This window comes from Acinetobacter sp. DSM 11652, from assembly GCF_900109815.1.
Taxonomy (GTDB): Bacteria; Pseudomonadota; Gammaproteobacteria; order Pseudomonadales; family Moraxellaceae; genus Acinetobacter.
Genome location: NZ_FOBK01000011.1, coordinates 48124 through 61092, shown reverse-complemented (window position 1 = coordinate 61092; position 12969 = coordinate 48124). Strand labels below are relative to the sequence as shown.

Annotated in this window: 13 protein-coding genes and 2 tRNA genes; 11 read left to right on the top strand and 4 right to left on the bottom strand. The window is 40.1% G+C overall.

Features of this window, described 5'->3' with window-relative positions:
- The first annotated feature begins 3 nt into the window (after nt 1–3).
- The 4 genes from galU to galE are packed head-to-tail and all read left to right on the top strand — an operon-like array spanning nt 4 to nt 4837.
- Complete coding sequence (gene galU / locus BMW42_RS11285; protein ID WP_035267695.1) at nt 4–882, top strand: UTP--glucose-1-phosphate uridylyltransferase GalU; 879 nt, start codon at nt 4–6, stop codon at nt 880–882.
- Nucleotides 883–895: 13 nt separating this feature from the next.
- The gene (locus BMW42_RS11280; protein ID WP_092767934.1) at nt 896–2152 is read left to right on the top strand and encodes a nucleotide sugar dehydrogenase; all 1257 of its coding nucleotides are present in this window, start codon (nt 896–898) and stop codon (nt 2150–2152) included.
- Entirely contained in the window at nt 2152–3825 is a 1674-nt protein-coding gene (gene pgi / locus BMW42_RS11275; RefSeq protein WP_092767932.1) for a glucose-6-phosphate isomerase, read from the top strand. The genes BMW42_RS11280 and pgi overlap by 1 nt, the downstream gene beginning before the upstream one ends.
- On the top strand, nt 3818–4837 hold the full coding sequence (galE, locus tag BMW42_RS11270) for a UDP-glucose 4-epimerase GalE (RefSeq protein ID WP_092767930.1): 1020 nt from the start codon (nt 3818–3820) through the stop codon (nt 4835–4837). Before pgi ends, galE begins: the two co-directional genes overlap by 8 nt.
- Before the next feature lie 40 nt (nt 4838–4877).
- Here galE and BMW42_RS11265 read toward each other — a convergent pair whose 3' ends face one another.
- The 3 genes from BMW42_RS11265 to BMW42_RS11255 all read right to left on the bottom strand — a co-directional run bounded on the left by BMW42_RS11265 (nt 4878) and on the right by BMW42_RS11255 (nt 6717).
- Nucleotides 4878–6248 carry a phosphomannomutase CpsG gene (locus BMW42_RS11265; RefSeq protein WP_092767928.1) on the bottom strand — a complete coding sequence of 457 codons (1371 nt, stop codon included), beginning with the start codon at nt 6246–6248 and terminating at the stop codon, nt 4878–4880.
- A gap of 273 nt (nt 6249–6521) precedes the next feature.
- Nucleotides 6522–6597 (bottom strand) — tRNA-Gly (locus tag BMW42_RS11260).
- Nucleotides 6598–6644: 47 nt separating this feature from the next.
- Nucleotides 6645–6717: transfer RNA gene (locus BMW42_RS11255), tRNA-Gly, on the bottom strand.
- 227 nt (nt 6718–6944) lie between these two features.
- On the opposite strand from BMW42_RS11255, the gene BMW42_RS11250 reads away from it, so the two are divergent.
- From BMW42_RS11250 to BMW42_RS11230, 5 genes are all read left to right on the top strand, one after another.
- The gene (locus tag BMW42_RS11250; RefSeq protein WP_035268950.1) at nt 6945–7253 is read left to right on the top strand and encodes a BolA family protein; all 309 of its coding nucleotides are present in this window, start codon (nt 6945–6947) and stop codon (nt 7251–7253) included.
- Nucleotides 7254–7279: 26 nt separating this feature from the next.
- Nucleotides 7280–7672: a SirB2 family protein gene (locus tag BMW42_RS11245; protein ID WP_092767926.1), complete on the top strand. Its 393-nt coding sequence runs from the start codon at nt 7280–7282 to the stop codon at nt 7670–7672.
- A 79-nt stretch (nt 7673–7751) separates the two neighbouring features.
- Nucleotides 7752–8588, top strand: a complete 837-nt coding sequence (locus BMW42_RS11240; protein ID WP_092767924.1) for a ParA family protein — start codon at nt 7752–7754, stop codon at nt 8586–8588.
- Between the two features lie 35 nt (nt 8589–8623).
- Nucleotides 8624–9013, top strand: coding sequence for a hypothetical protein (locus BMW42_RS11235; RefSeq protein ID WP_416224328.1), 390 nt, complete (start codon nt 8624–8626; stop codon nt 9011–9013).
- Between the two features lie 200 nt (nt 9014–9213).
- Nucleotides 9214–9804 (top strand): LysE family translocator, encoded by a 591-nt coding sequence (locus BMW42_RS11230; protein ID WP_092767920.1) that lies wholly within the window; start codon nt 9214–9216, stop codon nt 9802–9804.
- Between the two features lie 75 nt (nt 9805–9879).
- Here BMW42_RS11230 and BMW42_RS11225 read toward each other — a convergent pair whose 3' ends face one another.
- Nucleotides 9880–10527: a DedA family protein gene (locus BMW42_RS11225; RefSeq protein WP_035268957.1), complete on the bottom strand. Its 648-nt coding sequence runs from the start codon at nt 10525–10527 to the stop codon at nt 9880–9882.
- 197 nt (nt 10528–10724) lie between these two features.
- Here BMW42_RS11225 and BMW42_RS11220 point away from each other — a divergent pair, with 197 nt between their 5' ends.
- Nucleotides 10725–11141, top strand: a complete 417-nt coding sequence (locus BMW42_RS11220) for a DoxX family protein (protein WP_092767918.1) — start codon at nt 10725–10727, stop codon at nt 11139–11141.
- A gap of 233 nt (nt 11142–11374) precedes the next feature.
- Entirely contained in the window at nt 11375–12943 is a 1569-nt protein-coding gene (guaA, locus tag BMW42_RS11215; protein ID WP_092767916.1) for a glutamine-hydrolyzing GMP synthase, read from the top strand.
- Nucleotides 12944–12969 lie beyond the last annotated feature (26 nt).

Sequence of the window (12969 nt, the reverse complement as noted above, 5' to 3'; positions counted from 1 at the left end):
AATATGTCGATTAAAAAAGCGATTCTTCCCGTAGCTGGTCTTGGCACACGTTTTTTACCTGCGAGCAAATCGATTCCTAAGGAAATGGTGACAGTAGTCGATCGTCCTGCAATTGAATATGTGGTCAAAGAAGCGATTGCTGCGGGTATTGAACAAATTATTTTAGTCACACATTCTTCAAAAGCATCGATTGAAAACTATTTCGACCGTAGCTTTGAGCTGGAAACAACATTAGAACAAAAAAAGAAATTTGATTTACTAAAAGAAATTACCGAAATTTTGCCCGCGCATGTGAGTGTGATCAGTGTACGTCAGCCACAGCCTTTAGGTTTAGGCCATGCTGTGATGTGTGCAAAAGATGTGGTAGGTAATGATGATTTTGCAGTGCTACTCCCTGATGTGTTAGTAAAAGATACAGCTGAAACCAATGACTTGAGCTTGATGATTCAGCGTTATAACGAATCAAAAGCATCACAAATTATGGTTGAAGCTGTCCCTGACCAGATGGTCGATCAATATGGGATTGTGGATGTGGCTGAGTCACCGCTTGAGGGACAAAGTATCCAAATGCAAGGTATTGTAGAAAAACCTGCAGTGGGTACAGCACCATCGAACTTATCTGTGGTAGGACGTTATATTTTGCCTGCGAAAATCATGCAATTGCTTGAACAAACACCAAAAGGTGCGGGCAATGAAATCCAACTCACCGATGCGATCGCGATGCTTCAACAAACAGATGTGGTAGAAGCCTATCGTATGAAAGGTCAAACCTTTGACTGTGGAAGCAAGTTGGGTTATTTAAAAGCGGTATTGCATTACGGTATGGATCACCCAAGTTTAGGTGAAGCTTTTAAAGTCATGATTAAAGACTTAAAACTTTAAAACGAGTATCGCTATGAATATTGCAGTATTTGGTCAGACCTTGTATGCAGGGGTTATGGCAGCATTGTTGGCTGAATATGGCCATCAAGTCTTCTGGTGTGATCTTTTAAAAAAACCAGCATCGGAACAGGTATATGCTCAGGATCAATCTGTACAAGACTTGCTTGAGAAATTACATCAGACTGGTGCAATAAAATACTGCACATTTGCAGCGATTCCCCTTGATGTGGATGCCTATTTTTTTAGTTTTAATCCGACTGAGCAATTGCAAGGCATTGAAATACTCAAAGCCCTTAAACAACGTCTGATCCGTCATCCTAAATTAATGATTAATGCATCTACATTGGGTTTACATGGAACTCAAAAGTTTGCTGAACTATTGCCTGAAGATGATTGGGTCTATGTACCCGATGTGATCCAAGAAGGAAATGCATTACGTAGCCTGACGCAAACCTCACAACTGGTCGTTGGTTGTGAGAGTGATCGTGCTAAGCGTGTATTACAAGAGTTATTACGACCATTCTTTCCACGTGAGCAACAATATTTATTTATGCCTGTGTTAGATGCGGAATTTACCAAGTTAAGCGTATCTGGCATGCTGGCGACCAGAATCAGCTATATCAATGATTTAGCTGTGGTCGCCGAGAAATTAGGCATCGATATCGAGCATGTACGCCAAGGCTTAGCGGCAGATAGTCGTATTGGTCCTTCTTATTTATATCCAGGTGCAGGGTTTGGTGGGGAAAATTTCTCGCATGATGTACAAACCTTGGCCAGTACTGTTTCTGGTACTGGGGCTAAGAGTCAGCTCTTAGCACAAGTCTGGGAGATTAATGAACAACAAAAGGAAATCCTCTTTCGAAAATTATGGAATCATTTTCAGGGGGATCTGAAAGACAAAGTCGTGGCGATTTGGGGGGCTTCTTTTAAAGAAAATACGGCCCGTATTCAACAATCCCCGATTCATGCCATGTTAAAAGCTTTATGGGCACAAGGGGTGATCGTGAAACTACATGATCCACAAGCCTTGAGTGAAATTGAAAAGGTATATGGTCAGCGCGATGATTTAATTTATTGCCAAGATCAATATGAAGCAGTAGATGATGCACACGCGCTATGTATCCTCACCGCGTGGAAACAGTATTGGTGTCCAAACTATCAAATCCTTAAGAAAATCATGCAACATGCTTTAATTTTAGATGGTCGTAATATTTTAAATCCCGAATATGTGAAGTCGCAGGGCTTTGCTTATAAAGGAGTAGGGCGTTAATGGAACAGCCAAATCAGAAATTGAATTCAGGCGCTGTTGAACAAGCGCTTTCCAATCTAGAGCTTTTTAAAAAACAAATTACACGTCAACATTTACGTGATTTTTTTCAGCAAGATTTTAATCGCTTTCAAAATTGTGCGATTCATTTCGAGCCACTCATTTTCGATTATAGTAAGCAGCGTGTTGATCGCTCTGTGCTGGATGCCTTGGTCAATCTAGCTCAAAGCTGTGACTTAGCGGGTTGGATTAAGCGCTTATTTTCTGAAGAGCGGATCAACTATACTGAAAGTCGAGCAGCCATGCATTGGGCATTACGCTTGCCGCAAGATCATGCTGAGCATTCACAGATCGCCAATCAAGTGCATCAGCAACTTGATCGTATGTATGCTTTGGTTGAGAAGATACATATGGGGCAGTATCGTGGTGCATCAGGTGAAGTGATTCAAGATGTTGTCAATATTGGAGTGGGTGGATCGGACCTAGGTCCATTGATGGTCAGCCATGCGCTCTCGGATTTTAAACAAACCACTCAAAAACCTCTGAATGTGCATTTTGTATCGACTATGGATGGAAGTCAGCTGTCTGACTTATTACACAAACTTCGTCCTGAAACGACGTTGTTCATTATCTCTTCCAAGTCCTTTGGCACCATTGATACTTTATCCAATGCACAAACGGCGCGCTTGTGGCTTGAAAAAGCATTGGGTGAAGAGCTTACTATTCTAAAACACCATTTTATTGGGGTGTCAACCAAGCCTGAGAAAATGACCGAATGGGGAATTTCCCCTGAAAATCAACTGCTCCTTTGGGATTGGGTGGGTGGTCGTTATTCATTATGGTCATGTATTGGATTACCAATCGCATTAAGTATTGGCGTTGAGGGGTTCAAGCAACTGCTCGCAGGGGCCTATGCAATTGACCAGCATTTTCAAAGCACCGCTTTTTCACACAATATTCCGGTGTTGATGGGATTGCTGGGAGTATGGAATAGTAACTTTCTAGCAATGAAAACCCATGCAGTTTTACCCTACGATGGACGACTCAAATATTTTGCTGCGTATTTGCAACAATTAGAAATGGAGTCTAACGGTAAGTCTGTGCAACGCAATGGTGAGAAGACTACGTTAGATACCTGCCCGATTGTATGGGGTGAAGTTGGCCCCAATGCGCAACATGCTTTTTATCAGTTACTGCATCAGGGTACACAAGCGGTCAGCAGTGATTTTATAGCACCCATCAAACGTTATAATGGTGACCAATATACCTATGTGGATAATGCCGAGGCGCTTAAGCAACAGCATTATCTCGCGTTATCCAATTGTTTAGCTCAGTCACGATTATTAGCCTTTGGCAATGATGCTTTAAATCCTCAAGAGCTTGAGGGATTGCCGCTCTATAAACAATATGAAGGTAATCAGCCCAGCACGACGATATTGATGGATGAGCTCAATCCTTATAGTTTGGGTATGTTGATTGCTTTGTATGAGCATAAAGTATTTGTGCAATCTGTCATTTGGAATATTAATCCTTTTGACCAATGGGGGGTTGAAAAGGGTAAAGAAATTGCCAATCAACTCTTGCCGATTCTAAATGGTGAACAAAGTGATTTGTCCAAGCTTGATGCGTCGACACAAGGTTTAATACAAATATTGATGGGAAAAGACAATGCCTAAAGTATTAGTGACGGGTGGTGCTGGTTATATTGGTTCGCATACCTGTGTTGAATTGCTCAATGCAGGGCACGAGGTTGTCGTATTGGATAACTTGTCCAATAGCTCACCAGAATCTTTAAATCGCGTTCAAGCTTTAACGTCTAAATCTTTAGATTTTGTCCAGGGTGATATTCTTGATCAAGCGATTTTGGATCAAATTTTCCAAGATCATCAGATTAATGCCGTGATTCATTTTGCTGGTTTAAAAGCGGTTGGGGAAAGTCAGCAAATCCCATTGAAGTATTTTGAGAATAATATTTCTGGTTCGATTAGTCTGTTTCAAGCGATGGAGCGTGCCCAAGTCTTTAATTTGGTGTTTAGTTCTTCTGCAACGGTTTATGGTGAGACAAATCCATCACCGTATCAGGAAAATATGCCGCTAAGTATGCCCAATAATAATTATGGCTATACCAAAATGGTGGTGGAGCAACTGTTAGTAAAGACAGCACGAGCCAATCCACTTTGGTCAATTGCTTTACTGCGTTATTTTAATCCTGTTGGCGCACATAAGAGTGGTCAAATTGGGGAAGATCCGCAAGGGATTCCGAATAATTTAATGCCTTTTGTTACACAGGTTGCAGTCGGGCGTCGTGACAAACTTTCGATTTTTGGTTCAGATTATCCGACTGCTGATGGTACATGTGAACGCGATTTTATTCATGTGGTCGATTTGGCCACAGCGCATGTGCTAGCGATAGAAAATCGATTAAATGCTCAAGGATGTCGAGCATGGAATATTGGTACAGGTGTGCCAGTTTCTGTTTTAGAAGTAGTTAAAACTTTTGAGGCAGTGAATGGGGTTAAAATTCCATACGAGTTTGTAGAGAAAAGAGCAGGGGATTTACCTTGCTTTTATGCAGATAGTTCACGAGCATTTAACGAGCTGGGCTGGTCTGCACAATATAAGCTTGAAGATATGTTGGCAGATAGCTGGAATTGGCAAAAACAAAATCCAAACGGTTATCGTGAATAAAAAATGGAGCGTTTGAATCGCTCCATTTTTTTATGCGGTTTTAAGCTTGAATGAGTTGAGTGAGCTCATCGACATAAGCTTGCATCGGCTTCGGATTTTTGTCTTTACGGCTTTCAATATTTAAACGGAGTAAAGGCTCTGTATTTGAAGCACGTACATTTAAACGCCAAGCACCAAAATCTAAACTGACGCCATCCGTTTCATCAATTTTGGGTTTTTGGTCAGCAAAATGATCAAAGATGTTTTGAATGGTTTCTTTTGTATCCGCAACTTTAAAGTTAATCTCGCCAGAACATGGGAATTTTTCAATCATTTCCTCAACTAGAGCAGAGAGTGGTTTTGCTGTTTCAGAGACAACTGAGATTGCTAATAACCATGGAATCATGCCACTGTCACAATAGGCAAAATCACGGAAGTAGTGGTGTGCTGACATTTCACCGCCATACACTGCATTGTGTTCACGCATTTTATCTTTAATGAAAGAATGGCCTGATTTCGATTGCACAGCTTCGCCTTGATATTGTTCAACGATATCGAAGGTATTCCACACCAAGCGCGGATCATGCACAATTTTTTCACCTTTTTGTTTCAGTAAAAAGGCTTGTGCCAAGAGACCGACGATGTAATACCCTTCAATAAATTGACCTTTTTCATCAAAAAGGAAACAACGATCAAAGTCACCATCCCAAGCGATGCCCATGTCAGCATGATGTTGAAGTACAGCATCGGAGGTGCTTGCACGGTTTTCAACTAAGATGGGGTTGGGAATACCATTTGGGAAGTTACCATCTGCTTCATGGTGAATTTTGATAAATTCAACTGGAATATTCAGGGTTTTAAATTTTTCTTCGATCGCATCGATCACATGACCTGCAGCACCATTCCCCGCATTGACCACGAGTTTTAGTGGTTTGATTTTAGCAGGGTCAATATAGGTCATCAAATGATCGATAAATTCAGGCAAGATATTATAATGCTGAGTCGTACCTTTGATTTCGACTGCTTTAAACTGATTTTTTTCAGCAAGAAGTTGGATATCTTTTAAACCCGAGTCTGCACCAATCGGACGAGCATTTTCACGCACCAATTTCATGCCGTTATAGTCCATTGGGTTATGGCTGGCTGTTATTTCGATCCCGCCTTGCACATCAAGATGGAATGCACCGAAATAAACTTCCTCAGTCCCCGTCATACCTAAATCTAAAACATCAACACCTGCATCATTCAGGCCATTGATGGTGGCTTGTTTCAGTGCTTCACTGGTTAAGCGAACATCACATCCAACCACTACTTTTTGAGGTTGATAAATTTCGCCATAAGCACGTCCAACACGGTACGCGATATCTTCATTGAGTTCTGTGCCCAATTTTCCGCGGATATCATAGGCTTTGAAACAGGTTAATTTTTCCATGTTAAGGTTCTAATCTATTGAGCAAATTGAATACGAAAATTATAGCGATTTTATGTAAGTACGGCATGAGTTGAGATGAAAAATTAGATTTAAATTCAGTAAATTAATTTACTTTATGATGCTTATTTTTGATTGTAAATAAAGCAGTGCTCATAAGTGGATGAATTTTTTTAGAAAAAGTGCAGTAAAAGTTTATTGATTATAAAAAATTGAATTTATAAAAAATTTTAATAATAAAAAAAGCCCTGATCAATATCAGGGCTTTTTTGAATCTGGAGCGGGAAAGGAGACTCGAACTCCCGACCCCAACCTTGGCAAGGTTATGCTCTACCAACTGAGCTATTCCCGCGGAGTCTATCAATTTTTTAAGTGAAAAAACTGAATGAAAAAATTTTGAGCGGGAAAGGAGACTCGAACTCCCGACCCCAACCTTGGCAAGGTTATGCTCTACCAACTGAGCTATTCCCGCATGCCGTGTATAATACAGCATGAAAAATCAGGGTCAACAACTTTATAAAAAAATATCGTGTGATTGAATAAAATTAAAGCATTTCAATGTATTTCGCTTAATTTTTGATAGGTCTTAAGCTCAACATCAAAGCGCATCTATCCAATGGCTGTGTGGTTTATTTACTTTTTATTCTAAAACTTCACGGTATACTGCTGGCAACCAATGAATGCGTGTGGAATGTAAGCATGACTTTAGAGCAACAATTAATTGAACGTTTACAACAATTGTCTCCTGTGCACTTGGACGTGGTGAATGAGTCATCAGGTCATGGTGGCTATTTCCCTGGTAAAGAATCGCATTTTAAAGTCACTGTTGTGAGTGAAGTGTTTCAAGGCTTACGTTTAGTTCAACGCCATCAAAAAGTATATGCACTGGCGGGTGACCTATTGAGTCCAGGAAAGATTCATGCTTTGGCGATTCATGCTTATGTGCCAACTGAATGGACTGGTCAAGCGCCAAATAGTCCTGAATGTGCACATGCACCGAAAGCTTAAATTTTAAAAGTAGGAGAGTGGCTGAAATGGATACACACTTAGTCATTAAAATCGTGCATATGTCGAGTTTGCTCTTGTTGATCATTGCTGTATTAGCACGTGCGACAACCTTATATGTTGGCGCCGAAAATCAACAACCCAATCCGAAAGGACGTAAGGCTTATGTTGCGCTTCAACATTTGGCATTTACTTTGGTTATTGGGACAGGCTTGATTTTATTGTTTTTGAATAATTTTCAAGTTCAACCTTGGTTCTATGCCAAAGTGGTCTTAGTGATCGTGATGTTATCTTCATTAATTAAAGCATATCGCCAAGATGCGTCTGTATTGTTAATTCAACGTCGTGCGGGGGTATTGATTAGTTGTGTCGCATTTATGGCCATTATCGGCATTGTGATGATTAAGCCAACTTTCGGTTAATTGTTAGACACAATCGCTTAGGCTCTCACCCCTCTAGGTTAAACTTGATTTATAGAATGAATTGAGCCTAGAGGGAATGATGCGTACACGTGTGGTGTTTAATCAAAAAGGTGGCGTTGGTAAATCCAGTATTACAGTAAACTTGGCTGCACTGAGTGCGCATCAGGGTTTTAAGACGCTTGTCATTGACCTCGATCCTCAGGCCAATTCTAGTCAGTATCTATTGGGGGATGATGCGACTTATAATGCCGATAAACCTGCACTAGAACCCAATATTGAAAATTTTTTCGAAGATGTATTGGCGAATCAGTCCAGCAAAGGTTTGATTGGTCAAGCCATTGGAAATTTACTCAAAAATAAAAATAAAGGCGTAGAAGCTTATATACATCAGTCACCATTCCCATCTCTCGATGTTTTGCCTGCAAGTCCCTCGCTTGGTGCTTTAGAGCATAGCCTCGAATCCAAACATAAAATTTATAAGCTGCGTGATGCGATTCAGCATCTAGCAGGGACTTATGATCGGATCTATATCGATACACCGCCTGCATTTAATTTTTTTACTTTGTCGGCATTAATTGCAGCAGACCGAGTGTTGATTCCATTCGATTGTGATATCTTTTCTAAGCGTGCCTTAAACACGTTGATCGAAAACATTATAGAAACCCAAGATGATCATAATGATCGATTGGAAATTGAAGGTATCATTGTTAACCAGTTTCAAGCGCAAGCAAAACTTCCTCGTGAAGTGGTACAGCAGCTCAGAGATGAACAACTACCTGTGCTCAATGCGATGTTGCCACCGTCGGTATTGATGAAAGAGTCTCATCATAAAAATATGCCGTTAATCTATTTAAATACAGATCATAAATTGACGCAGGCCTACCAATCATTGTTCAATGAAATCGAGAATAAATAAGATTTGAGAAGAGTATGAACTCACGCGCGATGAAAATGGTCATGCAACTTAGTGCAGTCGGTACGGTTGCTGTATTGATGACTGCTTGTGCGACAACGGTTAAACCGAGTTATGTTTCTCCGACGCAATATCAAGCATTGAACTGTGTACAACTTGGTGCTGAATTCAATCGTATTCAGCAGTACATCAATAATGGTGTACAACCGCCTAAACGTACAGGTGTTGGCGTTGGTCTAGGTGTTGGTGGTGGCTGGGGCCGTGGCGGTTGGGGCTTTGGTCCTTCAGTTTCTGTCAATATGGGACAGTCATCGAATACCAAAAATACTGAATTGTCGCGATTATATGGCGAGCAAGATGCGATCTCACAAGCGGCAACTTTCAAAAATTGTCCTTATGTCCCTAAACGTCAACAGCAAGCTCAGTAATTTAAAAGGGCTGTTCAATCTGAGCTTGAGCAGCTTTTTTTTTAGCAAAATGTTTCAATGTAAATTTATTAAAATCAATATTTTATAAAATTATTAACTGAAAATAGACGTGACATTCATCATTCCTTCACTTTAAAAACTTGTCTTTAAATTCGTTTTTCGTTTAAGGTGTGCCTCTTCTAAATCTCTGATTTTAATCTATGGTAGAAAGTTGGCTTTATATTTTTGCAGTGTTCGCGGTATTACTTATTCCCGGTCCAACCAATGCATTATTGGCTAGCGCAGCACATCACCATGGTGTATTAAAAGCATTCTATTTCGTACCTCTTGAATTACTGGGTTATATCTACGGCATTAGCATTTGGGCACTGTTGGTGCATTTAACCCTACCAATTTGGCCAATGCTGATTCATATCTTACATTTGGTGAGTGCAGTTTATGTGATTTGGATGGCTTTTCATTTATGGAAAGCTTCACATCTTAAGCAATTGAGCCAAAAAAACATTCGAATGAGTCGTAGTCATCTTTTTAAATCGACATTGAAAAATCCAAAATCTATTTTGTTTGCAGTTGGTATTTTTCCAGCATGGACTTGGGATTCTTTTCAAAACTATTTTTTAGTTTTGGGTGTATTCACCTTATGTTTAATTCCATGTGCTTTATTTTGGATGTATTTTGGTCGTAAAGTCTTGGCAGGGAATCAGACGGTGGTCAGCGCAGATCGCTTATACAAAGGTTCTGCCATGTTACTTATGCTCAGTATGTTACCTGTCATTATTGGATTTTTCTAAGCCATTCAATATTTTGTAGTGATAAAAAAAGCAGATTCTTGGTGGAGAATCTGCTTTTTTTGAAGCCTAAGATGATTACATCATTTCGGGATTTTTCTTTGGGAAAAACTTGTGGCGAATAAAGCCAATGATCCCCGGCAATACGCTCAGAATAATGATTCCGAAAATTAAATGGGTGAAATTATCTTTCACGATAGGCATATTACCGAACAAATAACCCAAGGTGATAAACGAAGAAATCCACAAGAAAGCACCAACGACATTATAAGTAATGAAGTATTTGTAGTTCATGCTTCCTGCACCAGCGACAAAGGGTGCAAATGTACGTGCGAATGGGACAAAACGCGCAAAAATAATGGTTTTACCACCGTGTTTTTCGAAGAATTTTTGCGTATAAACCAAATGTTTTTTATTGATAAATCGAGATTCAATTTCAAAAACGCGTGGTCCGATATATTTTCCAATATGATAATTTAAGGTATCACCCAATACTGCCGCAGTGAATAACAACACGCCCAAAAGCCACGGATCCATTGCACCTGTTGAGGCTGCTAACGCACCTGCTGCAAACAGTAAACTGTCCCCGGGTAGAAAAGGCATGACCACCAAGCCCGTTTCTACGAAAATAATCAGGAATAAAATTCCGTAAATCCAAATGCCATAATTGGTAATAAATTCAAGTAGATGGTCATCTACATGCAGAATAAAATCGATTAAATCCATGAGGGGTGAACTGAGCAAAAATGTGTTCAAATGCTAACAGCCATCGGCGCTGATGTCAGTAGTCAATTGATTTAAATTATAGGTGAATTATTGTTCTGATTATGCAACGCTGATTCTTTGTATTGATTATTTATCCTAAAAATAAAAGCTACTAATCTAGGGTCATTACCAAAAACAAAACATAGATAGGTCACCCAATGTTTAATCCAAATCAAGTGATTCAAAAAATTGTTGCTCAACCCACAGTGCATGCAACTTTAACCTTCGTCGCACGTGTCCTTTTAGCATATATCTTTATTGTGGCGGGATGGGGCAAACTCGCAGGTTATAGCGCGACAGTTGGATATATGGAAGCGATGGGTGTGCCAGGTGCATTATTGCCAATAACCATTTTGGTTGAACTGGGTGGAGGCTTAGCACTGTTGTTTGGAGTGCATGCACGATTATTCGCAGCAGCTTTAGCTGGTTTTAGTTTAGTTACCGCATTTCTTTTTCATGGTACACCTGAAGATTCGATACATTTCATGAAAAACTTTGCTATGGCTGGTGGTCTAATCTTTCTCGTATTGCATGGTGCAGGTCAATGGAGTGTTGATCAGCGTTTTGAAAAATAAATAACGAATACGTAATGCAGGTGAAATGAAAGAATTATTCGCCTGCTGCATCGTGATCTGAATGTAACTCCAAGGCTTGCATGATCAAAGCAATCAACTGAAATTGTTGAATAAAAAGACAATATTTAATAATAATGTATTGAAATATAGAGAGATTTGAATAGTGTGCGTAAGCTTAATAAAAATGATAGAATAGCGCGCTAATCCTTCGTTAGCCTTTCATAGTTGTTATCATGACTACCAATACTCAAATTACCGAAGATCGTATCCTGATTTTGGATTTCGGCTCTCAATATAGCCAATTGATCGCACGTCGTGTACGTGAATCAGGCGTATATTCTGAAATGTATGCTTTTGATATGTCGGAAGAGGACATCCGCGCATTTAATCCAAAAGGGATTATTCTTTCAGGTGGTCCTGAGAGTGTTCACGTTGAAGGCAGCCCACGTGCGCCAGAAGTTGTGTTTAACTTAGGCGTACCAGTATTGGGTATTTGTTACGGTTTACAAACGATGTCTGCTCAGTTGGGCGGTAAAGTTGAACCGGGTACAGTTCATGAGTTTGGCTATGCTGAAGTCGATATTAAAGTACGTGATGCTTTAATTGGCGATCTTGAAGATTCAGCAGACAAATTGAAAGTATGGATGAGTCATGGCGATAAAGTGACTCAAATTCCAGAAGGTTTCCAAATTACTGCAAGTACACCAAGTTGCCCAGTGGCAATGGTGTCTGACGAATCTCGTCGTTTCTACGGTATCCAGTTCCACCCTGAAGTAACACATACTGCTAAAGGTAAAGAGTTACTTGAGAACTTTGTACAAAAGATCTGTGGTTGCCGTAGCCTATGGAACTCTGAAAACATCATTGATTTACGTGTTGAACAATTACGTGAACAGATTGGTGATCAGAAGGTTCTTCTTGGTCTTTCAGGTGGTGTAGATTCATCTGTTGTGGCTGCATTGCTTCACAAAGCAATTGGCGATCAATTGACATGTGTATTCGTTGACAATGGTCTTCTTCGTTTAAATGAAGGGGATCAAGTGATGGAAATGTTTGCGAAAAACATGGGTATCCGTGTGATTCGTGCTGATGCTGAACAACGTTTCCTTGACGCTTTGGCAGGTGAAGTTGATCCTGAAGCAAAACGTAAAATCATTGGTCGTGAGTTTATCGAAGTATTTGCTGAAGAAGCACGTAAGCTTGATGGCGTGAACTTCCTTGCGCAAGGTACGATTTATCCTGATGTGATTGAATCTGCTGCAAGCAAACAAGGTAAAGCACATGTGATTAAATCACACCATAACGTGGGTGGTTTACCCGAAGATCTCGCTTTTGAATTGGTTGAGCCAATTCGTGATTTATTTAAAGATGAAGTACGTCGTTTGGGTACAACTTTAGGTTTACCATTTGAGATGCTTTATCGTCACCCATTCCCAGGACCAGGTCTTGGTGTTCGTATCTTGGGTGAAGTGAAGAAAGAGTATGCTGACATTCTTCGTTTAGCTGATGATATTTTCATGCAAGAACTTCGTGCAAGTGGTTGGTATGACAAAACTGCACAAGCATTCGCTGTATTCCAACCAGTGAAATCTGTGGGTGTAGTCGGTGATGGTCGTCGTTATGCATGGGTGATTGCACTTCGCGCGGTTGAAACAGTTGACTTTATGACGGCTCGTTTCGCACATCTTCCTTATGATCTTGTTGATAAAATTTCGACGCGTATTATGAACGAGATTGCAGAAGTTTCACGTGTTGTTTATGACGTATCGTCTAAACCACCTGCTACGATTGAATGGGAATAATTTCCTGACGGAAATTATTTAAAAAA